Raw genomic sequence first — 26,864 nt, forward strand, 5'->3', positions numbered from 1 at the left:
CTGGTTGTATCTGCCAAAGATAATTTAGTTAATTGTTAATAAGTGTGAAATCTCATCGGGGAATGTAAAATCTTTGGTATACAGAATTTTTGAGAAAGTTGGATCTAAAAATTACCTTTGCACAAAATTGATTTTATGACGTTTGAAAATTATTTGCAACAATTCGAAGATATATTGAATCATCCTGAAAATCACCCGACATATCAGGATGACGAATACTATCAGTACACCAAAATGAACTGGACAAGAATGGGGCGTTGGTTAAAACGTTTTGAGCCAAGCGAGGCGTTTCAGCGGTTTGTCAACACGATTTCGGAAAAACAACAATGGATCATTATTACCGAGCCTTGGTGTGGCGATGCTGCGCATTCTGTACCAATGCTTGCTAAGATGGCTGCCCAAAATCCCAATATTACCGTCGATATCCAATTGCGCGACAGTGCACCCTTTTTGATAGATTCGTATCTAACCAATGGGGGGAAGTCTATCCCAATTTTGGTGATTCGAAATCAGGATGGCGTAGATTTGGCGGTCTGGGGGCCACGGCCAAAAGACTGTCAAGATCTATTCTTAAACTTAAAAGAGCAAGGAAAAGATTTCTCGGATATTAAAGAAGAGATTCAAAAATGGTACAATGCCGACAAAGGAACGGCGATCCAAAAAGAAATTCAGACACTTTTACAAAAATAAGTGTCAATAAAAGGCGATGCCCTAAAATGCTTAGTCAAGGAGAACCAGATTCAATAGATTTGGTTCTCCTTTTTTTATATTCCATTGCCTTTCGTTTCCAGTAAGGCAACAATTTTATTAAATCCTTTTTTTCTTGCATGCTCAACTGGGGTTATACCTTCATGGTCGGCGATGTTTTTATCACTATTTGCGTCGAGTAATATTTGGACAATATCCACATATTTTTGACTGCCATCTCCAAGTATGATTGCTTCCAATAATCCGGTCCAACCCAATCTATTGATGTGGTCGACGGGAAAGCCTTTTGTATGGGCAAGTAACCTAACGGTTTCCACATGGCCGCGTTCACAGGCAGGGATAAGTGCAGTGCCGTTATACCGATTGAAGACCTTGAAGTCTGCACCATGATCAAGGTAAAGTTTAACCAGTTCGGTATACCCCGAAGCCCCGGCGTATAGGAAGGAGCTATTTAAACTATTGTCCTGAAGGTTGACGTTTGCGCCATGCTCAAGAAGTAACTTTGCCATGGCAAGATCTTTCTTTTCTGTTGCAACTAATAATAACGGCTTGGAATCATTGCCTTTTTGGTTTGCATCGGCGCCAGCTTCCAATAGTTTTTTTGCTATAGTATGCTGTCCCTTGGAAACGGCTTCGACGATGTTGTCCTGAGTCATATTGTCTTGATTTGTATTGTCTATACTTTTACATTGTATCGGGAGTGTCGATATAGATATAATGGTGAGTAGAATTATCCTGATATATAATTTTTTCATCTGCTAGCTGTGTTAATGATCTTTTTTAGTCCGATTAGATTCTTTACGTAATTTGACCTATTACAAATTTAATCACAAATCTGAGCTGTTGTTTTGTTAAATTTATATTGATTATTGTCAAATTTATACGTAAATAAGAGCGTTGATGGTTGCGAATGAGTTAAATCAAACTAAGAAAATATGAATATTGAAGAGTTAAGAGATTATTGCCTTTCCATTGGTCCGGTGGCAGAGGAGACACCGTTTGGTCCAGATACCTTGGTATTTAAGGTGGGCGGCAAGATATTTTTATTGGTGGGGCTGGATCAGATCGACGGGTTACGATTCAATGTGAAATGTGATCCGGAGAAAGCCGTTGAACTCAGAGAACGGTATGATCAGACAGTACTACCCGGTTATCACATGAACAAAAAGCACTGGAACACTGTGATTGCAAATCAGGAATTGAATGACGGTGCATTGGAAGAACTTATTACACATAGCTATAATCTGATTGTTGAGAGCTTGCCTGCTAAAGTCAAACAGGAAATCAAAGACGCTTAACTGCCTGTTGCAGTGTAAAGAATTGGTTGCCTAGAAAGAAAAGGTGATTGAAATGTCTTTTTTTGGAGGTTAGATCGGTAGCTTTGTGCTCATTTCAATGCATTGTCAACAGCATTGGGAATATATTTACACTAATACTATTTTTTATGAAACAAAGACGAATTTACCCTTGGGTAATTTGCTTTATGCTACTTTTTAGTCTGGGGAGTTGCATAAAAGAGGAGGCTCTGAATATGGAAGCTGATATTGTTGGGGTTCGTGCGGAGGAAGATATTTTTCTATTAAATCCGGTAATTACGAATAATCAGGTAACTATTTATCTTCAGCCAAGTATTCACAATCTTGCAAAGTTGGATATGAAGTTTGATTTAACTCCGGGTGCTTCTATTGAACTATTGCAAGATTCTTTGGAAATGCCGGCTGGTGAAAAGGATGTTAATAAAGTCATAATAGATCAATTATTGAAGAGCGGAGTATATTACAAAGTTATTTCACAAGATAAGCAGTTTGCAAAGAATTACCTCATTAAACTTGTTAAAACAGATGGCGGTTTTGTCCCTACAGAATACGGATTTGAAGATATTTCTATTGACAAAGATGAGAAATATATCATTTTCTTTAATAAAATAGATGGCCAGGACTTTTATAACTGGGGTTCGGGAAATCCAAGTTTCTCACTTACGTTGAGTTTTGGAGGTGGAGTGAAAGAGCCAGAATCCTATCCGACGAAGACCACTACAGATGCTCATTCTGGAGCGAAAGCAGCCTTATTAGAAACAAAACTCACCGGATCTTTTGGCGCAATGTTTAAAAAACCAATCGCAGCAGGGAATCTATTTATAGGATCATTCGATACAGGTCCCGTATTGACAGACCCACTGTCTGCAACGCAATTTGGTCTTCCTTTCAATCAGATTCCTTTGGCTTTAGAAGGGTATTATAAATATGCTCCGGGAGCGAATGTAACAGATGAAAATTTAAAACCTGTTAATATGAAGGATTCATGTGATATTTATGCGGTTTTCTATAATCGGAAAAAATTAATGGCTTCTGAACCAGATCCTAAAAAAAGAGTATCCTATTTGACAGGGCATAATATTTTGAATGACCCGAGCATCATTGCTATCGCCCGACTTGAAAATGGAGGAGCAACAGGAGGTAATGGCTTTGTAAAGTTTGTTTTACCGTTTAAATACTCTGGTTCGGTAGTCGAATCTGATGTTACCAATTTGGATTACAGTATTGCTATAGTGATGTCGTCAAGTAAATATGGTGATAATTTTATCGGTGCTGTTGGTAGTAAGTTGATCGTGGATGATCTCAAAATTGTAACGAAGAAATAATGAAAATTAGCATATATATAGTTTTATTAGTCGTAATGGCTTCTATCCCAGTTTTTATTAAAGCTCAGGAAATAGATAGTAGGGATGGTAAATTAGATGTTCAGGTGATGTTGGGTACCAAGATCGGAGGAGCAGCTCCTTTATCCTTGCCGAGAGAAATTCGGAAGATTAAAAGTTACAGCCCCAACGTTCCATTTTTTGTGGGTGCTAAAGCGAATTATCATATTGATTCCAAATGGGGAGTTGCACTAGGCCTTACTTTTGAGGGCAAAGGAATGGATACTAAAGCGGCAGTAAAGGGATATAAAACAACCTTTAATGCCGTTAATGATTCAAAAGATGAATTGAGAGGGTATTACACAGGGGATATAACCACTAAAGTACATAATCTTTATCTTTCTGTACCTATTCAGGCAACCTACCAGCTTTCAAACCGTTGGAATGTCCAAGCTGGCCCATATATTTCTTTTGCTGTAAAAAAGGAGTTCTACGGAGAAGCTTATAATGGCTATCTACGGCATGAACAACCTACTGGTGACAAGATTATTGTCGACAATGCCGATTATGATTTTAAAGAAAGTGTACGTAATATTGATATTGGACTAAGCTTGGGCACTCAATATAAGGTCAATGGTAAATTTTTTGCACTTGCTCAACTTGACTATGGTTTCAATAATATTATGAAGACTGGTTTTGAAAGTATCAGTTTTGGATTACACAATATCTTTATGAACGTAGGAGTCGGTTATAGATTGAAATAATTTATTGTACAAAAAAAGCAGATCATCCGATCTGCTTTTTTTATAATAACATCCAGCATGAATGGATTTAGCTTGCCTTACATTTTCAAACCGATTTCTCTTAATCTTTCATCTAGATATTCACCTGCGGTATAGTCTTCATAGGCCTTTGGATGAGCTGCGTCGATGCAAGATTCCAATGAGGCCAAGCTCATCGAAGATTTTGGATGTAAAAAGAACGGAATGGAAAAGCGGGAAGTGCCCATTTTTTCACGAGGAGGATTAACAACGCGGTGAGTTGTTGATTTAAGTTTGTTGTTGGTCAAACGCTGCAACATGTCGCCTACGTTAATGACGATATCCTCTCCCTTTGCTTTGATCGGAAACCATTCGCCATCTTTTGTCAAAACTTCCAGTCCATCTGCGCTAGCACCGATTAATAGTGTAATCAGGTTGATATCTTCATGCGCACCTGCACGTACAGCGTCAGGAGCCAATGCATCAGGATCCGTAATTGGGAAATAATGGATCGCACGCAAGATAGAGTTGCCATTGATTACAAATTTCTCAAAATAATTTTCTTCAAGATCTAGGTAAGTCGCGATTGCTTTTAGTAATTCACGCCCTGTGTCTTCTAGTTTTTTATAAACTTCAGCTGTTACGCCATTAAAACGAGGTATTTCTTCCACTTGTGGATTGTCTGGGAAGTCCGCTTTTGAATACTCTTCACCAACGATCGTCTGACCACGTTGCCAGAATTCTTTTAGATCTGGAGTTTTTGCATCTTTCGCTTTTTCTCTTCCCTTAGCCGTGTATCCACGTTGGCCTGCAAGCTCAGGAAATTCATACTTTTCTTTTATCTCTGTTGGTAAACCAAAGAATTCCGGAACGACCTGATATAATTCCTCAATTAATTCTTTTGATAAACCATGATTTGCAATCGTTACAAAGCCCGTTTCGTTAAAAGCCTTGCCAATATCTTGAATAAATTGATTTCGTTGTTCTTGGGTTCCTTGTGTATAATGCAACAAGTCCAAGCGTGGTATGTTTACTAAAGCCATACGGTGTCGATATTTGTTTAGGACAAATTTAACGCAATTAATTTTGAATATTGCACATTGGCTGTTAATAAAAGTTTTGCGTTTTACTTTATTTAACTGGATTTCAGTTGTTAAAAGTTTTCCACATTTCGATTTTGGTCATAAAAAAGCAAGAAAAGTGATTCTAGAAAGATGAGGACAGGGAATTAACAAAATTTGCATTTTCAAGTTTGTTATTCTAATTCTTAACTATTATATTTGTTATGCAGGCATAATAATAAAATCGCTTGTGAATACGCTATGAACCAAAATCAGACAATCGACTATTTTTTAAAAACAGGTTGGCAGACAATCGCCAATAAATATAATCAAATTGCTTCACAGTATGGTTTTACCCAAGCAGCGGGTTATATTTTAATCAATATCCATAAAGAGGGTACGCCTGTTTCTCAGATTGCGAATTTGACCGGGGTCAAAACAACTAGTTTGTCCCGGGTGTTGAATAATTTAGAGTCCTTGGGATTTATCTACCGAGAGACCAGTACAACGGATAAACGCTCTGTCAAAGTATACCTGACAGAGTTAGGGCGCGAGAAGAGAAGGATTGCGAAAGATGTGGTGCGCAATTTTAACCAGTATCTCGCTGAGAATTTTTCGGAAAATGAACGTGATCAATTAATTGCTTCTCTGGCTAAGCTCAATGAGTTGGCAACCAATTATAAGGAAGAAGTAATTGTGTAGAAGTTAAACCAAATGTACGGATGTGCATGATAAATATGTTATGATGAACAGAAATATTAGAAAAGTGGCAGTTCTCGGTTCGGGTGTTATGGGCTCGCGAATTGCTTGTCATTTTGCTAACATTGGTGTCGAAGTCCTGTTGCTGGATATTGTTCCCCGTGAACTGCTGCCTGCAGAACAAGCAAAAGGTCTAACGTTGGAGAGTAAGACCGTTCGGGATCGAATTGTCAATACTTCGTTAGAAACAGCTTTAAAGACAAATCCTTCACCAATTTACAGCAAATCATTTGTAAAACGTATCAAAACAGGCAATTTTGAGGATAACCTCAAAGATATTGCTCAGGCCGACTGGATTATTGAGGTTGTTGTAGAACGCTTAGATATTAAGAAGTCTGTTTTTGATCGTGTCGAACAGTTCCGTAAACCGGGTACATTGATTACTTCCAATACTTCTGGTATTCCTATTCATCTCATGACTGAGGGGCGTAGTGAAGACTTTAAAGATCATTTCTGTGGCACACACTTTTTCAACCCACCACGTTATCTACCTTTGTTGGAAATAATTCCTACACCGCACACAAAGCCAGAAGTTGTTGATTTTGTCCTTCATTTCGGAGATAAGATGTTGGGTAAAACGGTTGTTCTTTGTAAGGATACACCCGCATTTATCGGTAACCGGATCGGTGTTTATTCGATGCTTGCTGTGACTCATCTGGTAGAACCTTTAGGCCTGACAGTTGAGGAAGTGGATAAATATACGGGTCCGGCAATGGGGCATCCAAAATCGGCTACTTTCCGTACCGCGGATGTTGTCGGTCTCGATACCTTGGTTAATGTTGCTAACGGTCTGGCGCAGAATGCGCCTGATGACGAGGCAAAAGGTGTCTTCCAGCTTCCGGCCTTTATCGGTAAGATGGTTGAAAACAAGTGGCTCGGGGAAAAGACAAAAAAGGGATTTTATGAAAAGGTAAAAGCTGCTGATGGTAATTCTGAAATTCTTTCGCTTGATCTTAAAACACTCACATTTGGTTCCCAGCAAAAAGTTAAGTCTTCAACTTTAGAGGCGACCAAGCCAGTTGAAGATATCCGTAAACGGATGAAAGTCTATGAACAAGGAACAGACAAGGCAGCGGAGCTCTTCCGTGCTATGCATTATCCTTTATTTGAATATGTTTCACGCCGTGTTCCTGAAATCACAGATGATTTCTTCCGTATAGATGATGCCATGCGCGCTGGATTTGGCTGGGAATTGGGGCCATTTGAAGTCTGGGATGCTTTGGGGGTTCGCGAGACATTGGCTAAGATCAAGGCCGAAGAGAAGCGTTTGCCCGGTCAAGATGGCGAAGTGGCATCCTGGGTGCATGAAATGTTGGATTCAGGACATGAATCTTTCTATAAAATAGAAAATGGTGTTCGCTATTACTATGATATCGCATCCAAATCCTATAAACCTATTCCTGGAACCGAAGATTTAATTGTATTGGATCATATCCGTGAAAGCAAAACCATCTGGAAAAATACAGGTGTTTCTATTATTGATCTCGGTGATGGAATCATCAATTGCGAGTTCCATACCAAGATGAATACGATCGGTGGTGATGTGATTCAGGGATTGAATAAAGCGATAGATCTTGCTGAAAAAGAATACCGAGGATTAGTTGTTTCCAATGATGGGAAGAATTTTTCTGCAGGAGCGAATATCGGCATGATATTCATGATGGCCGTAGAACAGGATTTTGATGAACTAAATATGGCTGTTCGAGCCTTTCAAAATACATCCATGCGCTTGCGTTATTCATCGATTCCAGTTGTCGTAGCACCGTTTCAGATGACCTTAGGCGGTGGCTGTGAATTTTCAATGCATGCAGATTTTGTGCAGGCTCATGCCGAAACCTACATGGGCTTAGTGGAACTGGGCGTAGGTGTTATCCCAGGTGGTGGCGGAACTAAGGAATTTGCATTGCGTGCTTCCGAAGAATTTAAAGATGACCAGATCGTTCAGAATACATTAAAAGATAAATTCCTGACCATTGGTCAGGCGAAAGTATCAACCTCGGCTTATGAGGCCTACGAATTGGGCTACTTGCAGAAAGATAAATTTGCCATCACGATGAACCGTGCCCGCCTACTTGCCGATGCAAAGGCAAAAGCATTGGAGCTGGCCGATGAAGGATATGTGCAACCGGCACCACGCAACGATATAAAAGTGTTGGGCAATCAAGGTTTAGGTATCGTATATGTAGGTGCATCTTCGATGCGTGAAGGAAATTATATCTCGGACTATGACCGAAAGATCTCGGAAAAATTGGGTTGGGTGATGTGTGGTGGCAATCTGTCATCGCCAACGGAAGTATCTGAACAATATTTGTTGGATCTTGAGCGCAAAACATTCCTCGAACTCTGTGCTGAACGTAAAACACTTGAAAGAATTCAGTATATGTTGACAAAAGGAAAACCTTTACGGAATTAGATTGTAGATGTGAGCTATTAGATTTGAGATAAGAGATTATGCATGCTTTAAAAGAATTGAAAGTTTGGCAAAGAGCAATAGAATTATCCACAGCGGTATATACAGCTGTTGTAGATTTTCCAATGGATGAAAAATATGGGCTTACATCTCAAATTAAACGTTCGGTTGTGTCTATTGCATCTAATATTGCTGAAGGAGCAGGGAGAAATACGAAAAATGAATTTGTTCATTTTCTCGGTATCGCAAATGGATCTTCTTTCGAGTTGCAGACTCAGCTAATTATAGCTCATAACCTGAATTTAATAGATAAGGATAAAGTAGAACAATTGTGTTCTCATATAGATGAGATTCAAAAGATGATTTTTGGATTTCTTAAAAATTTAAAAACTAATATGTGACATTGGAATATCTCAAATCTCATATCTCCGATCTCACATCTTAATACTCAAATAATGGAAGCATACATAGTAGCAGGATTTCGTACAGCAGTAGGTAAAGCGCCTCGAGGAGGGTTTCGCTTTATGCGGGCTGATGATTTAGCATCAGATGTAATTAAACATCTCGTGTCCACTGTGCCGAATTTAAATAAAGAAGATATAGATGATGTCATTGTGGGTAATGCGATGCCTGAGGCGGAGCAGGGGCTTAATATGGCACGTTTTATTTCCCTAATGGGTTTAGATACCGATAAAGTGCCTGGCGTTACCGTTAATAGGTATTGCGCATCTGGATTGGAAACGATCGCCACGGCGGTTGCAAAGATCAAAACCGGTATGGCTGATGTCATTATCGCCGGTGGAGTTGAAGTGATGTCCGGAATGCCTTTCGGAGGCTGGAAAATTGTTCCCAACCCTGTCGTTGCCAAAGAGCATCCCGATTGGTATTGGGGTATGGGGCTCACAGCGGAGGCTGTAGCGAAAGATTATAATGTCTCCCGTGAAGATCAAGATGCCTTTGCACTGAAGTCTAATCAAAAGGCTGTTGCCGCTATTAAAAATGGTCATCTTAAAGATGGTATTGTGCCGATTACAGTCAAAGAGAACTATCTGAAGGACGGTAAGATAGCGACTCGTGAATATGTTGTAGATACCGATGAAGGGCCTCGTGCAGATACCTCCCTGGAAGCTCTGGGTAAGTTGAAGCCTGTATTTGCGGCCAATGGTTCGGTGACAGCAGGAAACTCCTCACAGACATCGGATGGCGCAGCATTTGTGCTGGTGATGTCAGAGGCTAAAGTGAAGGAACTGGGTGTTAAGCCCATTGCCAAGCTGGTCAGTTTTGCTGTTGCAGGCGTACCGCCACGAATTATGGGAATAGGGCCCATCTATGCAATACCTAAAGCTTTGGAACGGGCTGGGCTTAAAAAAGAAGATATCGATTTGTTCGAATTGAATGAAGCTTTTGCTTCACAGTCTTTGGCCGTTATTCGTGAACTGGAACTTGATGAAGAAAAGGTCAATGTCAATGGTGGAGCGATAGCATTGGGGCATCCGCTAGGCTGTACAGGAGCGAAGCTGACCGTGCAGGTTTTGCATGAATTGAAACGTCGTGGCAAAAAATATGGTATGGTGACGATGTGTGTGGGAACTGGTCAAGGAGCGGCCGGTATCTTTGAACTATTAGACTAAGTTCGGACACTAAAAATAACAGTATAAACCATTTTATTTGCTAATCTCATAGCAGATAAAAATATTCAAAATATTGTGTAAACCTGGGTGGTCAAAAGACTACTCAAGGGTTGCACCTCAAATCTAAAAAACAATGAGCGAAAATAAAGCAATCAAAGGCGGTGAGTTCGTTATTAGAGAGACTCCCTATACAGCTATTTTTATCCCGGAAGAGTTTGATGAAGAAGCAAAGATGATTCGTCAGACCTGTTTAGACTTTTTAGAGACAGAAGTATTAAATAAACTTGATCGTATTGACGCACAGGAAGAAGGATTGATGCCAAGCCTAATGGATAAAGCTGGTGAGTTAGGTATGCTGGGGGTGTCGATTCCAGAAGAGTATGGTGGCTTTGGCAAAAACTTCAATACGTCGATGCTCGTAGCAGAGGCAGTAGGAGGAGGTTTCTCTTTTGCCGTCGCTTTGTCTGCACATACAGGTATTGGTACCTTGCCAATTCTTTATTATGGTAATGCGGAGCAGAAAACGAAGTATATTCCTAAACTCGCAACTGGCGAATGGAAGGCTTCCTACTGTTTGACAGAACCAAATGCCGGATCAGATGCCAATTCCGGCCGCACCTCCGCAAAACTAAATGCTGAAGGAACTCATTATCTGATCAATGGTCAGAAAATGTGGATTACCAACGGTGGATTTGCAGATATCTTTATTGTATTTGCAAAAATCGATGATGATAAAAACCTGACCGCATTTATTGTTGAAAAAGATTTTGGCGGAATCACCATGAACCCCGAAGAGCATAAATTGGGGATCAAAGGCTCTTCCACGCGTCAGATCTTCTTTAATGATTGCCCTGTGCCTGTTGAAAACATGCTATCCGAGCGGGAGAACGGATTTAAGATTGCCGTAAATATTCTGAATATCGGACGGATCAAGTTGGGGGCTGCGACAAATGGTTCAGCTCGTATGGTGATCAATCATGCTGTTCAATATGCCAATGAACGTGTGCAATTTAACTTGCCGATTTCTAAATTTGGTGCTATTCGATACAAATTGGCAGAGATGGCAACACGTTTGTTTGCTGTGGAATCCGCATCCTATCGCGCCGGTCAAAATATTGATGATGCCTATGACGCATTGATCGCAGGCGGTATGGATGAGGCGAAAGCCAAATTGAAATCCGTGGAACAATTTGCAATTGAGTGTGCCATTATAAAAGTATGGTGTTCCGAGATGCTGGATTATGTGGTGGATGAAGGAGTACAGATCTATGGCGGGATGGGCTATTCAGCCGATGCGCCGATGGAGCGTGCTTATCGCGATTCACGTATCAACAGGATCTTCGAGGGTACCAATGAGGTGAATAGACTGCTTGTTGTTGATATGTTATTAAAACGAGCCATGAAAGGTGAACTGGATCTGATGGGGCCAGCACAGGCCGTGGCAAGTGAACTGCTGGCTATTCCTGATTTCGGGGAAGAAGATGATGCCCCATTCGCGGCGGAGAAGAAAATTATCGCCAACCTCAAAAAAGCAGGTCTGCTCATTGCTGGCGCTGCGGTTCAGAAGCTGATGATGTCACTTTCGAAAGAAGAAGAGATCCTGATGAATATCGCAGATATTATCGGTTACGTATACATTGCAGAATCCGTTCTGTTGCGCGCAGAAAAGCTTGTGCATACCGGTTCTGAAAAGGCCGAGTACGCGACAGATATGGCAAAGATCTATTTGTATGGTGCGATTGACAAAATTAATGCTGCAGGTAAGGAAGCTTTGTATTCCTTTGGCGAAGGCGATGAACTGAATATGATGCTTGTTGGATTACGCAGGTTCACAAAAGCGCAGCCATTCAACATCAAAGATGCACGTCAGCGGATTGCAAAAAAATTAATAGAAGAAAATAAATATTGTTTTTGATTGATAATGATTATTGGTTTTGGTTGTATGGCCGGAGAGAAATCTTCGGCCATTTTTGTGTTACAATAACCAAAAGTATCCGCAATTATAGTAAATTTAGCCTTTTAATACTAACCAATATATGGCATCGTCAAGATCATTTGCATTTACAGAAGACTGGGTAGTCGTCATTTTGGGACTCGCCACCATTTTTTTAGCACTTTCAGGTATTTTTGCGCCCGTCCCTAATTTTTCCTGGAATAATTCTTCCGAATTGGCCGCTACAATTTTTGAGCCGGCCAATCTCAGTAAGATTTTTCAGCAGTTTATCTTCGTCTTTGTGGCAGGTATTCTGGGGGCATTTTTGCTCGGTAAATCCGTCAAACATCTGCTGATCGTATTTCCGGTAGTTTTTATTCTGACCGTATTCGCCTTGATATTGGCAGGTAATTCGACGGTGAAAGAATATAATCTCGAAGCTGTTATTTTTAGTTTGATTATCGGTTTGATCATCAGTAATTGCTTTAAGTTGCCTACTTGGTTTAAAGAAGCCCTGAGCACCGAACTATATGTCAAGATCGGATTGATTTTACTGGGTACTACGGTTATCTTTGGCGATATTCTTAAAGCGGGTTCGCTAGGGCTTATTCAGGCTTTGGCGGTTGTGTTGTCAGTATGGTATTTTGCTTTTTGGCTCTGTAAAAAATTGAAGATAGATAAGGAAATGTCCCTGATGTTGTCTAGTGCGGTGTCCATTTGTGGTGTTTCCGCTGCCATAGCTACTTCCGGCGCGATTAAGGGTGATAGCAAAAAGCTCTCCTATGTGATTTCCCTAGTGTTGATCACTGCAATTCCAATGATGATTTTTATGCCTTATATGGCGGAATGGATGGGCTTGTCCCAAGAGGTTACCGGTGCGTGGTTAGGAGGTAGTATCGATACTACCGGAGCTGTTGTTGCTTCCGGTTCCCTGGTGGGAGAAGAAGCGTTAAAGATCAGCACAATTGTTAAATTTTCACAAAATGTATTGCTAGGACTTGCGGCATTTGCGATCAGTATCTATTGGACCTATGCAAAATCTGTGGATGATGAAACAAAGCGGGATAAACCGACGCTAAAGATTATCTGGGAACGCTTTCCTAAATTTGTGCTTGGATTTGTATTTGCATCACTACTATTTTCATTTGTAATTTCTCCTGAAAAAATTGATACTATCAAGGGAAGTCTGAAAAATTTACAAGGCCTCTGGTTTACCCTGGCATTTACTTCGATCGGTCTGGAGACCAATTTCAAAGATCTTTTTGTGCAGGATAATAAGAAACCCCTTTATGCATTTTTGATTGCGCAGACCTTTAATGTCGTAGTGACTTTGTTGATAGCGTTGATACTGTTTCGATAATTTATAGGTGAAAAATTGAGCCGAATACTTTCGGGATTAAACAATATTTGTGAAAAAGTCCACCAACGTTGGTGGATTTTTTTGTTCTAGCCTTTTTCATTTTCTAGATATAGTAATAGTCACGCCAAATGGCTTCCAAGAAAATAGAAGATGCAATTTTTTCTTACTAAAGTGTTTAGGTTGTCGGATAAGAGATTGTTGGTCGTAAATGAAAAAGCAAAGCTAAATCTAAGGGGAAATCTCATGTACAGGAATAGATCTGAATGTATAAAATCTCTTTTTTACAATGTAAGTATCTGTTAATTAGTATTTAATGGTATTTTTTGAAAAAATATTTATAAAATCTATCAAATTAGTAGTCTTTTAAAAAATATTTATATATTTGTACTGTTATCCTGATTTACAACTTGTCATGAAGGGATCGCTGAAAAATGAATATACTTAATTATGGAAAGAATGAAACAAGATTACTTTTTAAAAACAAGCTTACAAACTGCTTCGTTAGAAGTAGATTTTACTACCGTAGAAAATAGTGAAAAACGAATGTGTTGTTAAAATTTCTCTCTTACACTCTCTTATATTAGAAAAGGGAAGCCGAGGCTTCCCTTTTTAAACAAAGTTTTAACAATGAAACAAGTTCTATTGGCGTTGGCACTTGTTTATTTTCACTATTAAACTGAATAAATTTATGAAAAAAAATGCTATTTTTCGAATTAGCGTGATTTTTAGCTTGCTTTTGGCGGCGTCTTATCAGACTTATGCGCAAGTAGAAAATCCTAAACCAATTATAAATGCTTCATTAACAGGTACTGTCGTTGATGCGGTGACAAAAGAGCCTTTACAAGGTGTAACCGTGCAGCTTGAAGCCGTTACCCATCAGGTGAAGACCGATAGCAAGGGCGTATTCCAGTTTGTTACAGGGCAAAAACTACCTTTTACACTTATTGTATCCATTGTGGGCTATCAGACACGACGTGTTGTTGTAGACCAGTCGCCTACCCTGATCGAACTTACTCCACGATTGGAGGCATTAGACCAAGTGGTCGTGACTGCCCGTAGACGCAAAGAGCAATTGCAGGATGTCCCAATTCCTGTTTCTATCATCCGTGGGGCAGCACTGGAAGACGCCGGGGCTTTTAATGTCAATCGACTAAAAGAACTTGTCCCAACAGTGCAGCTGTACTCTTCCAATGCACGTAATACAACTCTGAACATTCGGGGCCTCGGTTCGACTTACGGCCTGACCAATGATGGGATAGACCCGGGTGTCGGATTCTATCTTGACGGTGTCTATATTGCACGGCCTGCAGCAACTTGGCTGGACTTTATTGATATTGACCAGATCGAGGTATTGCGTGGTCCACAGGGGACACTTTTCGGCAAAAACACGACCGCAGGAGCCTTTAATATTACATCGCGGCTACCTCAATTTACACCTGAGGCTAATGTTGAAGTCAGCTATGGCAATCAGGGCTTTATTCAGGCAAAGACGTCGATCTCTGGACCTCTGGCTAAAAATCTAGCTGCCCGCGCTTCCTTTTCTGGCACACAACGGGATGGGAATCTTTTCAACGTCCACAGCAATCGAAAGATCAACGATATCAATAACCTCGGATTCAGGGGGCAATTATTGTTTACACCAACGGAAAATATCAAACTTGTGCTCTCGGGTGACGTTTCTTCCCAAAAGCCGGATGGTTATGGTTGGGCAGTTGCCGGTGTTGTCAAAACTCAGCGGGCTGATTACCGGCAGTTTGATGCCATTATCAAAGATTTAGGCTATGAGCTGCCTTACAAAAGTGCATTTGAACGTAAGATAGACCTCGATACGCAATCCAAAGCGGACAATAAACTGGGCGGCGTAGCGCTGAATGCTGATATCAAGATTGGTGAAGGTACTTTGACATCAACTTCAGCCTGGCGAAAATGGACCTGGGTGCCACTCAATGACCGGGATTATTTAGGCCTTCCTGTTTACACAGTTTCTGCCGGTAATTCGGTACATAACCAATGGTCGCAGGAATTTAGATATTCGGGCAAAATCAGTGAGAAAGTGAGTGGCGTGGTCGGCTTATTTGGTCTGTGGCAGGACCTTGGTACTGATCCTGTACATACTGAGGAAACGGGTTCCGCATTTTGGCGTTTTCAAAAAAGTTCGACAAGCGCCTTATGGGAAACTCCTGGACTATTTGACAACTTCGGGATCAAGACCGTTTACGGTATCAAAAGTACAAGCTTAGCCGCTTATACACAGATTGATTGGGAGGTGACTTCGAAACTTCATATCTTGCCGGGACTACGCTATAACTACGACAAGAAGAAAGCAAATTACGACAGACAGACTTATGGTGGGCTACAGACATCCGATCCGGCGCTGTTGGCTCTCAAGAACGGGGTCTATACCAACCAGACGTTTGATATAAACGCAGATGCAGATAATTTTTCTGGTCAGCTTTCGGCAAAATACCGTTTCAATCCGAAGATCAATGCTTATACTACTTATTCCATCAGCTATAAACCAATTGGAATCAATGTGGGGGGATTACCGACGGCAAATGGAGCGGTACTGTTGGATCTGGCGGAGGTAAAACCGGAAGCGGTACGCCACAAAGAGCTAGGGGTGAAGACCAATCCAACACGCAACTCGATCCTTAATCTATCCCTTTATCAAACCGATATCAAAGATTATCAAACACAGGTTCAAACACCCGAACCAGGTGTAAATCGCGGTTATTTGGCTAACGCCGAGAAAGTACGTGTCAAAGGCGTGGAATTGGATGGTAACATCAATATCGGGCACTTTCTGCGTTTAAATGGGGCACTGGCATATACCGATGCGAAATATGTGAAATTTACGAATGCACCCGTGCCATTGGAGGAGGTTGGTGGACCTCAGGCTTTCAAGGATATTTCAGGCGGAGTTCTTCCCGGAGTTTCCAAATGGTCCTGGTCTTTAGGTGGGGAAATCAATCAGAGTGGCAAATTGATCGGAATCAATGGCTCCTACTTTTTAGGTGCTGATCTTTTCCATCGTTCTAAGTTTTCCTCAAGTTCATCCCCGTCTCAATACCTGAACATCGATGCTTATACACTGCTGAATGCAAGACTTGGTTTTAGAGGGTCAAATGGTGTTTCGGTTTTTGTGTGGAGCAGGAATCTGACAAATAAAGATTACTATGAGCAGTTGCTCGCTGCTCCGGGTAGTTATGGCCAATATGCTGGTGTCGTAGCCGATCCAAGAACCTATGGCGTAACGCTGCGCTACAATTGGAAACAGGGGAATTAAATAAATCCGTAATTCATAAATATATTTTCATTGACCGTCTCTAATGATTTAGGGACGGTTTTTTTTGTGTCCAAAACAAGGGATAATGTCAATGGAAAATTATTGGCGATAATTCTTGGCTTATGCTTGCATTATTTATGGAAAACCGTATCTTAATTCATCATTAAGGTGAAAGAGTTGCGCATGAACGAAAAAGAGCTATTACAACATTATAAAACAACAGGAGATATATCTGCGCTGGGGAAATTATATTCACCTTACATGTCTTTGCTTTATGGTGTATGCTTCAAGTACTTACAGGATCCCGATCGTAGCCAGGATGCGGTGATGCAGATTTTTGAAGAACTCATTCAGAAGCTGCGCCATTACGAAATTGACAATTTTAAAAGCTGGTTACATGTATACAGTAAGAATTACTGTTTGATGCAATTGCGCAAAGACAAGAGGACGACACAGGTGGATATTGAGGATAATTTGTTTGAGAGCGAGCAGAAACTCAATAGCAGTGAAGAGGCAAAATGGGAAGAACGGGATTTTGAAAGATTAGAAGGTTGCATGCAAACCTTAAATCAGGAACAGAAAGAATGTGTGCGTTTGTTTTATCTGGAACAAAAGTGCTATAAAGATATTGCAGATTTAACAGGGTATGACCTGAATAAAGTCAAGAGTGCTATCCAGAATGGGAAGCGCAATTTGAAGATCTGTATGGAAAGGAAAGAAAATGGAAAATAATTATCAATTATCGCGAATTCATAATTACATCCATGGCCTGATGAGTAAAGAGGAAATGTTTCAACTTGAAAAAGAAGCATTAGAAGATCCTTTTTTACAAGATGCCATTGATGGGTATCGATTGCAAAATGGTGTGGATGCTAGACAGTTAAGTTTGTTACAGCAAAGGCTTAACCGTCGGGTAGAGAATACAATAGCGACCAGACACGCGCAATATTATACCTGGCAGCGTTTGGCTGTAGGTGCGGCCGCGGGAGTTTTGTTTGTTGTATTATTGGCGCTTCTATATTTTAAACATTTCAATGGTAAAGCCGAGCGCACCACGGATGTAACCTTAAGTGAGCCGGAGAACCTAGTGACTATCGAGCCCTTGCTCGATGGCGGCGATGCGACTCCACTGGGAGGCTGGAAAGCATTCGAACACTATTTAAACAATCAACTGAAGGATACAGGGATTGGAGGGACGATTATAGTCAATTTCACGATTGGTCAAGATGGTCTTCCGGCTCAGATTCAGGCGGAGGGGACTCCTGCTCAAGCTCTTGTTGAGGAGACCATAAGGCTTCTTCGGTCGGGTGCTAAATGGCAGGGAACAAAAGGTCGCCTGAAGATTACTTTTCCCCTAAAAGAGATGAAGGATCCCGCCCAATCGAATATCATCAAACCACCACATTGTTTTGGGATAGAAAAATCTTAGTGCAAAAAAAATGAGCCATTTCTCTTGAAGGAAACGGCTCATTTTTTTGAAAATAGTATCCATCCTTAAAATGCATACCTTAACCCCAGCTGAATTTGGTAGGGATTACCGTTCAAATTAGATACACCAACACCTGAGCTCATATTGTAAATATATTGTTGGTTGGCAGCATCGAAACTCTTGATAGCGTAGAGGTTCTGTTTGCCCAAGTTATGTCCTACACCCCAGCTTCTTTTTAAGAGGTTGGCAACATTGAAGATATCTACTGATGCCTCAATACCATGTTTCTTGTATATCTTTACATTTTTGGCCAAATGTAGATCAAATACACCATAGAAGCCGTTAATACCACCGTTCCGCTCGGCTACGCGCCCAAGGTTTCCATTGATATAGTTTTTAATGCTTTGTTCTGCTTTAGGATCATCCAGAATTGCTTGAATTCCATCCTTAATGTATTCTGGTGTACTACTGCTATTCGGGTCATAGACAAACGCAAGATCGTTGGAATTTACAAAATCACCATTGACATTTCCATTTACGGCCAGGGAATAACGTGAACCTGCAATTCCGCTAAAACGCAATCCAAAGGATACTCCCCATAACGATGGCATAGTACCATAGAAAACGACCTTATGGCGGAACTGATTATCCGAATACGCCATTGTACTTAAGTCACGCGGATCATCTTTGACCATTAGAGAGAGAGTCGCGGTATTAGCGACATTGCCATTATACGAGGTGTTGTCCTTTGTATCATTCCAGGTATACGACATCGTTATTTGTCCATCTTTGTAATAACGATAAGTTCCGTCCAATACAACGGTGTACGAATTGTTTTTTCCATCACTGTTCATCTCTAGTACCCGGCCGACCTGCTTGGTCTTACGGCTATTGGTCCAGTTGGCTGCACCATTTGTCGTATTGATGCTCGACGCCGGAACATACACTCCACGGTTACTTTCGGCGGTCAATCTAAAGTAAGGGTCTTCTACCATGTTACGATCTACATACATATAGTTATTGCGTCCCCAAGTTCCATAAGCACTTAAACCGATGCGTAGCGAAGGCGAGAAAAAGTGGTTTATAGAGATGTTGGCTTTATATACAGTCGGCACTTTAACATCCTTACTGTTCATATTGATTGTAACAAGTTTTTCGATCTTTGGATTGTCCAACAGTTCGCGTCCTGGAGCTGTATCGGGGTCCTTGCGATATCCTGCGAAATTTGGCTTAGGAATTAATGTAGGATCCGTGATATCTACGCCAGCAATGCGTGAACCATCAAACAACATATTGTTTAACATTGAATATGGGTTGAGTGCCGACCCAAATATACCAGCTCCAAAACGGATGATATTTTTCTTCTCTTCATTGATATCCCAGTTGAATTGCACACGAGGCTGTATTTGAAATGTGTTAATCCCATTGTCGGTTGAAAGACCTAACTCGTCATAGACCGTTTGGTTGAACGTAGCTTTCTTGAGGTATTTCGTGTTGTCTAGACGTAGGCCGCCGACTACGTCAAGGCCTCTCGCGATCTTAGCTTCCATCTGCCCATAAATACCTATGGCCAAATTGTTGACCAAAGTATTCTCTTTGTCAGTCATATAAACATCACGGGCATAGCGATAAGGAGTTAGGTTATTGAAGTTTTGTAGACCTGTAAAATAGAAACGACCGTTCATTTCACTGCCATAACGAAAATCCATGTTGGTATACATGATATCCGCGCCGAAAGTATATTTGATCTTATCCGTATTGTAGTATACGTTGTTGACCAATTGCAACATATTACCGTTGAACCATTCTGGCGAAAAGCGTTGACCACCGAGTTGGATCGAATTGTTGTATTTATTTGTACCATCTACTGATTGGATAGATTCAACGATAGCGCGGGGAATACTATGTGACTGGTCAAATCCATCAACATTATGTTGTGCCTCGGAGCGTTCGTAAAAATGTTGGATCTTCAGATCATTTGTCAATCTGGAACTAATCGAAGTACGCAAAGAAGCCATAAGGCTATTGTTTATATACTTCCTGTTGGTGTACGATTCAAAAGCGTTGATACCGGTATTGTCCCCTTCTTGTTGGTTATCCAGATCATAAACAAAATTATTGCGAATAGTCAATAAATTTTTTTCATTCAGTTGCCAGTCGATTCGCGCGAAAGCAGCGTCAGTCTTCTTCTTTTTGTCAAAAGAACCAAATAGACGGTCGGCACTAGCGCCATATTTACCTACTGCAATCTCTGTAAACTCATCTAAAGTAGCTTGTGTTACTTTGTAACGGGCAATGTCCTCTGTTGTTTGAATATCAGCGATCTGAAGGGGTCGAGTATCCATTTGCCGGTCCCAGGTGACAAAGAAATGGGCTTTGTCCTTAATGATTGGTCCCCCAAGAGAGAAGCCATATTGGTAGGTGGAGAATTTCTGTTTGCGTGGTGTTCCGTTCAGGTTATACTTGCTCGATAGCCAGCCTGCACGTGCGAAAGTAAAGGCACTTCCAGTGAGGGTATTTGTCCCTGATTTGGTCACAGTCGTAATGCTTCCGCCGCCACTGCGGCCAAAGGTGACGTCATAATCGTTGGTGACCACCTTGAATTCTCGAATAGCCTCCATAGAAATTGAATAGGCACCACCACTATTTCCACCAGCTACTGTGCTTCTGGAGTTCATGCCATCTACCGTAAAATTAGTTGATGAGGCCCGCTGACCCGCAAGATTTGTGCCGCTGCTGACAGGTGATAAGTCAATTAAAGAAGAGAAATTACGTCCATTCACGGGCATCTTTTTGAGATCATTGGCCGTAATGGCTGTAGATGCTCCCAATGTTTTGATCTTGTTTTTTAAATCGGCTGCTGCCCCTTGTACGATTACTTCATCCAATTTATTCTCCGCGGAAGATAAGGTAAAGTCTACATTGAGTTCATCGCCATAGCTCAATTTATAATCGGTTTTCTTTTGTTCAGCGTAGCCAATGTGGACCACTGTAATACTATATGGAGAACCTAAAGGCAATTGCTGAAAGGTATAGACACCGTTTTGGTTAGTCAGTGTCGTTTGTCTAAAACCGGTCGATTCATTTTTTACGGATACCGATGTTCCTTTCACTGGTCCCTTGTCATCAGTGACACGACCAGTGATTGTAGCCTCGGTACCTTGGGCGTAGCTTCGATTTGGAATTTGAACAAATGTAATAAGGGTTAAGAGCATTAACCAAATGATTTTTTTGTGCATGATAATTTCAAGTTTAGTTGATGATGCTTGTCACAAGTATGTTGCGAAATTATCCTTGCAAGATTGCCAAATGATTAACTACCTATTATTAAATATTTAAGAAAAATGAACTTTGGTAATCCATTGACCGTAATTAATTAATCTATAAACAGCGGTTCGCTCGGATTCTTCCAAGCCGCTCGCTGCCGGTTCATGTGCCTTAGACTGATGACGTCCTAAGCAAAATTGTATTTAGTATCAATCTTTCCTTCTTATTTGGACATGATAATGTTAACGATAGAAATCTAAGGGAAACATTTTTTGTTAACTAACTTTCAATCCAACATCAGGTAAACGATGTAGAGCAGAGAGATTTTATTGTCGATGAAAAATACATCTTTGAGGTAGGAGGGAGAGACCAGTCCAATCAACAAATTCAAGGCATAGAAAATGCCTACATCGCAGCAGATGACATTGGGTTTGGTCGTGATGCTAAGTAAAAAAAATCAGAAGCGGCCTAGAGGTATGGCTAGACCGCTCTGTATTTCTATATATTGGGATTTATTCTTCCCAACGAATTTTTTCTTCAATCGGTGTACGTATCGGCTCACGCGCCTCTGACTGGTGATGTCCCAAGTAAAATAGGCCGATACATTTTTGGTTCTCTTCCAGATTAAGGAAACCTCCCAAATGATTAATTAAGCCCGGTGTTGCCCAGTATCCACCAATATTCAACGAATGTGCAGCGAGCCACATATTTTCTACAGCGGCAGCAGTACAAGCCAATTCTTCCCATTCGGGAACTTCACCCGTATAATTGACGATAAGCGCAATGGCAACATTCGATTGTGTTGCTTTTTTGCCCATGGTGATCTCCGTTGCTTCCGTATATTTCTCCGCTGGTGTAACCGATTTATAGATGCGCGATAATTCAGTACCCAAGCGTTGAAGTCCTTCTTTGCGGAAGATGACAAAACGCCAAGGTTGTGTCCGTTTATGTGTTGGAGCAGCATTAGCTGCTTCCAAAATGCTAAGGATATCCTCTTTGCTTACTTCCTCTTCAGTAAAAGAAGCCTGAAATACCGATCTTCTGTAGTGTATTGCTTTTAAAACGTCGTTTTTCATTAAAAATATGTTGATTTTAGAATGTATTTATGCTTTTTCTTCCCATAAAGATACAACATGCAAAATTGTTTTGACCGCTTTTTCCATATCTTGTGCTGATACCCATTCCTGTTTCCCATGAAATGCATGTCCACCCGCAAAGATATTAGGACATGGAAGGCCCATAAACGAAAGCCGTGATCCATCGGTACCACCACGGATACTTCTTCTTTCTGCGACCATACCTGCTCTTGTAATAGCTTCCATGCCAATTTCCATAATTTCTGGATACTGATCAAGGACCTCTTTCATATTGCGGTATTGCTCTTTTACAACAAAGGTATAGCTGCAATTTGGATATTGACTGACGATGGATTTTGCTATTGCTTCCAGTTCATCTTCATGTTTTTTCAGATTAGCTGTTGCATGATCACGGATGATAAATTGAATCTCTGCCTTCTCCACCGATCCACTGATATTCACTGGGTGCACAAAACCGTCCTTTTTATTGGTGCTTTCTGGAGAAAGTCTGTCTTTCGGTAATGCATCGATGATGGCACTTGCGATTTTAATCGCACTTTGCATCTTTCCTTTTGCAAAACCAGGGTGCACGGAGACGCCATGGATCGTTAAAGTTGCTCCATCTGCCGAGAATGTCTCATCCTCGATCGTGCCGGCTTTTTCGCCGTCCATGGTGTAGGCAAAGTCTGCCGCCAGACGTTTTAAATCTGCTTTATCAACCCCACGGCCGATTTCTTCGTCCGGTGTGAATAAAATCTTGATATCACCATGTTTAATCTCCGGGTGTTTCATCAACAGACGGGCAGCATCCATTATTTCAGCGATACCCGCTTTATCGTCTGCCCCCAATAATGTTGTTCCACTGGCGGTAATCACATCGTTTCCGATTTGATTGGCCAGGTCGGGATGTTCTGCATATTTGATTACAATGCTCGTATCGTCAGGAAGTACCAGATCTTGGCCTTGGTAATTGTGGTGTACCAAAGGTTTGACATCTTTGCCCGAGGAATCCGGAGAAGTGTCCATGTGAGAACAGAAACAGATCACTGGAACTTTCTTGGCTGTATTGGAAGGTATAGTTGCATAGATGTAACCATTTTCATCCATAGCGGCATCCGAAATGCCCAATGATAAGAGTTCTTCTACCAATAATTTACCCAAATTTTTCTGTTTTTCCGTAGACGGACATGTCGGAGAATTGACATCTGACTGTGTATCAATCTGTACGTAGCGCTGAAATCTTTCCGAAACTGAAAAGTCACTTATGTTATTAATCTCAAATGTGCTCATTTTTATCGCCCTAATATGATAAGGGTGACCAAATTTACAAATTCTAATGGGCTTCGACCAAAAACAAACAAGACTTGTCAATAAACTGACAAGTCTTGTTTACTAGAGGTAATATTTCGCTAACCTCCTGTATCTCTCTTGGGGCTAATTCTAGATTTAGCTTATTTTTTTTCGTCGGCGTAGCCAAATACTTTCTGCAAGATATTTGTATTTCTGCTTCCGCCGATATTGTTTCTAATTTTTGATTCTTGATCCGCTACCTTAATAAATAAACCATCTATGGCCTTTTGTGTGACATAAGCGGTGAGGTTTGTTTCTACCTTATTGCCTAGCGGCAAGTTATTATAGGCACTGGTCAGCTGTGTCCAATATTGGTCAACATTATTCACGCCCATTGCCGATTTAATGACAGGACTGAACTTGTTTGTCAATTCAGTTGATGTATTTGTTTTGAAAAATGTCGTTGCGGCATCCTGCTTGCTACCCAATAGAATATTGGTTGCATCGGTGATGGTCATTTTAGATAATGCATTCACAAATACGGGGGCGGCTTCTTTTACGGCTCCTTCCGCAGCTCTGTTCATGCTCTGTATAAATTGATCACATAGTTTGCCCATACCCACAGCGCGAAGTGTTTTCTCTACTTTTTGAGCCTCCGCAGGCATTAAAATCTTAACTGCTGCATCACCTAAAAAGCCGTCTTTTTTTGCCAGAGACTCGATACTTAGGTTGAGACCGTTGCTTAAAGCCTGTTTAATACCCAGTGATGCATCCTTACTTGATAAGGAAGCTAAAGTATTCGATTTATTTGAACTTGAAGTCGAAGACCCGCTAGTTGAAGAATTCGTTGTTTTTGTGCTATCGGTTTGACCTTGGCTTGCCTTGTTCAAGGCCTCATTAATCTTTTTAAAGATCTGCGCTTCGCTGTTGTTGGAGTACAAAAGCCCCGAAACAAATAGGGTACAATATAGTAATGGAAATTTCATCATGATATGTTTTGCTGTCAAAATTAAGGATATCGACCGTTAATTTTTGTAAAAGTTTAAATTGTCGACTATTATTTCCATGAGATTGTCCATATCCGTAGTAAATGCGCCACAATCTTAATGCTGCGAAAGCTGCGCATTGTCACGGCAGTCTTTGTTGAAAGGAAAGGGTCTAAAAATAAAACGCCCCCAAAAGGGGCGCTTTTTCTGCTATATAATAAAATTGCTTTTTTTATTTTATAGGACCTATTTCCATGAAAGTGTTGTTACAACAGGGAAGTGGTCAGAAGGGAATTTACTCATGTAAGTATCTGTCAGAATACCGTATTTTTTTACCTGGAAAGGCTTTGTGATAAAAATATGATCAATACGGCCAGATGCCCTAAGACTTTTCCCCCAGCCGTTAAAGGAAGAGTTCGGCTCATATTTAAGTGGAGACAGTTCGTGTACATCGGTGACCACTTTACTATTGGCGAGCGTAAAATAGGCTTCGTCTTTTTCATCCACATTGAAATCACCGGTTAAGATCAAAGGAAGATCCTTTGCAAATTCTTTTGCTTTGGCCAAAATCAATTTCGCACTTTCCGTTCTCGCTGTACGTCCGATATGGTCAAAATGTGTGTTCATAAAAATAAAGCGCTTTTTATTGGCTTTATCTTCAAAAATCCCCCAGGTACAGATTCGAGGTAAGGCTGCATCCCAACCTTTATTCGGATGTTCGGTATCTGTCGCTGAAAGCCAGAACGTACCGCTTTTTATGGCTTTGAACCGATTGGTATTGTAATAAATTGCAGAGTGTTCACCCTCCTGTGCGCCGTCATCACGCCCCACACCGACATAGTCGAATCCCGGAAGCAACGTTTTTAGATCCTGAACCTGATCATGAAAGGCTTCCTGAACACCGAATAAATCAAAACCATGATACTTGATCAAATTCGTCAGGGGCACCTTGCGGTCGGTCCACATATTACCGCTATCTACGGTATTTCGTTGTCTGATGTTGTATGTGGCTGCAATAAAATCCTGTGCATAAGAAATATACGATAGGCATAATGCTGCAGCGAGTATAAAGATTTTTTTCATCTATATTAATTATTTATAAGTGTTAATCTCATCGGCATTCATGAGCTCGCTTTGCTCGGTTATTCAATCCCTAGTGTGATCGAATCAATCGTGATGTTTCATTGGAATAATTATTTTGCAATACCTGAGCTTATCGATGTATGGCTGCATGGTATTCCGATTTTGTCCGTTGTTTAATCCCGAAGTTCATTTATATTTCCCATCTTGGATCTCGTATCAATAAAGCCATAGGCTAAACTTGTTTATATTCGACTTGCAGGAAATAAAACGATCTTCAGTTTGTAATGTTGCTGATGATCTCGGGGATAACCTTTATTTTTTCAATACCTGAAGCAACAATTCGGGTTCATCCGTTGTGATAAAATCGATCTTTTTTCCAATTAGATTGCTCATTTCTTCTTCGGTATTGACGGTCCAGGCATTTACTTTCATACCTAATTGATGTGCGTCCTGTAACCAGCTCGCATTCTTTTTGAAGACCGAAAAATGGTAGTCTAGGCCATTGATTCCTGCAGCATTCACATCAGCAGGTGATTTATCTCCATTTAGGTATTGGATATTTGCTTTTGGAGCGAGCTCATGAATCTTTTGACAAGCCTCGAAACTGAATGCGATATAATCTGTTATTTTCTCTGCTTTCAGATTTTTTACCATTTCAACAGACTTTGTTGCAGCCTCAAGCGTTCGTTCTACACCGAGTTTGTTGGTTTTTAACTCCAGGATCAGACGTAAACCCTTTAACTTTTTTCCTGCTTTGATATATTCTTCCAATGTTGGAATGGATTCCCCATTCGGATGTTTTTTGGCGAGGAGCTCCGCATACGTTGCTGTTGCGATGTCGATACCATAAAAATCATTGTCATGATTGACGACAAGGACGTTGTCTTTCGTAAGGTGGACATCAAACTCAGATCCAAAAAGTTTAAGTTCATGTGCGGCTTTTAAAGAGGCAATGGAATTTTGAGGAAGATGACTGTTTTTCCATACCCCACGATGTGCAATTGCTTTGGTCTGTGCAAATAATGTTGTCGATGAAATGACCATAGCCAACGTCAGACAGCTAAAAATGTGTTTTTTCATATGTGTTAGTTTGAATGCTGATTTTTACAGCATAAAAAAGTGGTACTTTTTATCCTGATTCACAAGATCTAAAATACCACTTTTATATTTAGTTATTGTTAACTGT

At 40.7% G+C, this 26,864-nt stretch carries 21 protein-coding genes; 13 read left to right on the top strand and 8 right to left on the bottom strand.

The genetic code is table 11. The annotated features are described in order from the left end of the window. Positions 1 to 135 precede the first annotated feature (135 nt). Positions 136 to 690, top strand: a complete 555-nt coding sequence (locus DCO56_RS16185) for a thioredoxin family protein (protein ID WP_108634806.1) — start codon at positions 136 to 138, stop codon at positions 688 to 690. A 74-nt stretch (positions 691 to 764) separates the two neighbouring features. Here DCO56_RS16185 and DCO56_RS16190 read toward each other — a convergent pair whose 3' ends face one another. Then, positions 765 to 1,463 carry an ankyrin repeat domain-containing protein gene (locus tag DCO56_RS16190; protein ID WP_108634807.1) on the bottom strand — a complete coding sequence of 233 codons (699 nt, stop codon included), beginning with the start codon at positions 1,461 to 1,463 and terminating at the stop codon, positions 765 to 767. Between the two features lie 180 nt (positions 1,464 to 1,643). Here DCO56_RS16190 and DCO56_RS16195 point away from each other — a divergent pair, with 180 nt between their 5' ends. The 3 genes from DCO56_RS16195 to DCO56_RS16205 all read left to right on the top strand — a co-directional run bounded on the left by DCO56_RS16195 (position 1,644) and on the right by DCO56_RS16205 (position 4,110). Beyond that, the gene (locus DCO56_RS16195) at positions 1,644 to 2,006 is read left to right on the top strand and encodes an MmcQ/YjbR family DNA-binding protein (protein ID WP_108634808.1); all 363 of its coding nucleotides are present in this window, start codon (positions 1,644 to 1,646) and stop codon (positions 2,004 to 2,006) included. Positions 2,007 to 2,152: 146 nt separating this feature from the next. Beyond that, on the top strand, positions 2,153 to 3,349 hold the full coding sequence (locus DCO56_RS16200) for a PCMD domain-containing protein (RefSeq protein ID WP_108634809.1): 1,197 nt from the start codon (positions 2,153 to 2,155) through the stop codon (positions 3,347 to 3,349). Next, complete coding sequence (locus DCO56_RS16205; protein ID WP_108634810.1) at positions 3,349 to 4,110, top strand: porin family protein; 762 nt, start codon at positions 3,349 to 3,351, stop codon at positions 4,108 to 4,110. The genes DCO56_RS16200 and DCO56_RS16205 overlap by 1 nt, the downstream gene beginning before the upstream one ends. 77 nt (positions 4,111 to 4,187) lie before the next feature. On the opposite strand, the gene DCO56_RS16210 is transcribed toward DCO56_RS16205, so the two are convergent. Further along, the gene (locus tag DCO56_RS16210) at positions 4,188 to 5,150 is read right to left on the bottom strand and encodes an isopenicillin N synthase family dioxygenase (protein WP_108634811.1); all 963 of its coding nucleotides are present in this window, start codon (positions 5,148 to 5,150) and stop codon (positions 4,188 to 4,190) included. Between the two features lie 279 nt (positions 5,151 to 5,429). Here DCO56_RS16210 and DCO56_RS16215 point away from each other — a divergent pair, with 279 nt between their 5' ends. The 9 genes from DCO56_RS16215 to DCO56_RS16255 all read left to right on the top strand — a co-directional run bounded on the left by DCO56_RS16215 (position 5,430) and on the right by DCO56_RS16255 (position 17,976). Continuing rightward, a complete protein-coding gene (locus DCO56_RS16215) occupies positions 5,430 to 5,870 on the top strand; it encodes a MarR family winged helix-turn-helix transcriptional regulator (RefSeq protein WP_108634812.1) in 441 nt (146 codons plus the stop codon). Between the two features lie 40 nt (positions 5,871 to 5,910). After that, positions 5,911 to 8,340, top strand: a complete 2,430-nt coding sequence (locus DCO56_RS16220; protein ID WP_108635110.1) for a 3-hydroxyacyl-CoA dehydrogenase/enoyl-CoA hydratase family protein — start codon at positions 5,911 to 5,913, stop codon at positions 8,338 to 8,340. A 38-nt stretch (positions 8,341 to 8,378) separates the two neighbouring features. Then, positions 8,379 to 8,738: a four helix bundle protein gene (locus DCO56_RS16225; protein ID WP_108634813.1), complete on the top strand. Its 360-nt coding sequence runs from the start codon at positions 8,379 to 8,381 to the stop codon at positions 8,736 to 8,738. A gap of 54 nt (positions 8,739 to 8,792) precedes the next feature. Then, positions 8,793 to 9,968, top strand: coding sequence for an acetyl-CoA C-acyltransferase (locus DCO56_RS16230; protein ID WP_108634814.1), 1,176 nt, complete (start codon positions 8,793 to 8,795; stop codon positions 9,966 to 9,968). Between the two features lie 133 nt (positions 9,969 to 10,101). After that, positions 10,102 to 11,883 carry an acyl-CoA dehydrogenase family protein gene (locus tag DCO56_RS16235; protein WP_108634815.1) on the top strand — a complete coding sequence of 594 codons (1,782 nt, stop codon included), beginning with the start codon at positions 10,102 to 10,104 and terminating at the stop codon, positions 11,881 to 11,883. A gap of 121 nt (positions 11,884 to 12,004) precedes the next feature. Beyond that, entirely contained in the window at positions 12,005 to 13,261 is a 1,257-nt protein-coding gene (locus DCO56_RS16240; RefSeq protein WP_108634816.1) for a YeiH family protein, read from the top strand. 688 nt (positions 13,262 to 13,949) lie between these two features. Continuing rightward, positions 13,950 to 16,547 carry a TonB-dependent receptor gene (locus tag DCO56_RS16245; RefSeq protein ID WP_108634817.1) on the top strand — a complete coding sequence of 866 codons (2,598 nt, stop codon included), beginning with the start codon at positions 13,950 to 13,952 and terminating at the stop codon, positions 16,545 to 16,547. A gap of 183 nt (positions 16,548 to 16,730) precedes the next feature. Further along, positions 16,731 to 17,279 carry an RNA polymerase sigma factor gene (locus DCO56_RS16250; RefSeq protein ID WP_108634818.1) on the top strand — a complete coding sequence of 183 codons (549 nt, stop codon included), beginning with the start codon at positions 16,731 to 16,733 and terminating at the stop codon, positions 17,277 to 17,279. Then, the gene (locus DCO56_RS16255; protein ID WP_181390579.1) at positions 17,269 to 17,976 is read left to right on the top strand and encodes an energy transducer TonB; all 708 of its coding nucleotides are present in this window, start codon (positions 17,269 to 17,271) and stop codon (positions 17,974 to 17,976) included. Before DCO56_RS16250 ends, DCO56_RS16255 begins: the two co-directional genes overlap by 11 nt. A gap of 65 nt (positions 17,977 to 18,041) precedes the next feature. Here the strand turns inward: DCO56_RS16255 and DCO56_RS16260 are convergent, their stop codons facing one another. The 6 genes from DCO56_RS16260 to DCO56_RS16285 form a co-directional block, all read right to left on the bottom strand. Beyond that, on the bottom strand, positions 18,042 to 21,215 hold the full coding sequence (locus tag DCO56_RS16260) for a TonB-dependent receptor (RefSeq protein WP_108634819.1): 3,174 nt from the start codon (positions 21,213 to 21,215) through the stop codon (positions 18,042 to 18,044). A gap of 540 nt (positions 21,216 to 21,755) precedes the next feature. Next, positions 21,756 to 22,319 (bottom strand): nitroreductase family protein, encoded by a 564-nt coding sequence (locus DCO56_RS16265; RefSeq protein WP_108634820.1) that lies wholly within the window; start codon positions 22,317 to 22,319, stop codon positions 21,756 to 21,758. A 27-nt stretch (positions 22,320 to 22,346) separates the two neighbouring features. Beyond that, entirely contained in the window at positions 22,347 to 23,609 is a 1,263-nt protein-coding gene (pepT, locus tag DCO56_RS16270; RefSeq protein WP_108634821.1) for a peptidase T, read from the bottom strand. 161 nt (positions 23,610 to 23,770) lie between these two features. Beyond that, positions 23,771 to 24,598: a DUF4197 domain-containing protein gene (locus DCO56_RS16275; protein WP_108634822.1), complete on the bottom strand. Its 828-nt coding sequence runs from the start codon at positions 24,596 to 24,598 to the stop codon at positions 23,771 to 23,773. Positions 24,599 to 24,841: 243 nt separating this feature from the next. Continuing rightward, positions 24,842 to 25,678 (bottom strand): endonuclease/exonuclease/phosphatase family protein, encoded by an 837-nt coding sequence (locus DCO56_RS16280; RefSeq protein ID WP_108634823.1) that lies wholly within the window; start codon positions 25,676 to 25,678, stop codon positions 24,842 to 24,844. A gap of 312 nt (positions 25,679 to 25,990) precedes the next feature. After that, a complete protein-coding gene (locus tag DCO56_RS16285) occupies positions 25,991 to 26,758 on the bottom strand; it encodes a glycerophosphodiester phosphodiesterase (protein WP_241254874.1) in 768 nt (255 codons plus the stop codon). Between the last annotated feature and the right edge of the window lie 106 nt (positions 26,759 to 26,864).

Origin of the sequence: Sphingobacterium athyrii, from assembly GCF_003071065.1 — a bacterium.
GTDB classification, from domain to species: Bacteria; Bacteroidota; Bacteroidia; order Sphingobacteriales; family Sphingobacteriaceae; genus Sphingobacterium; species Sphingobacterium athyrii.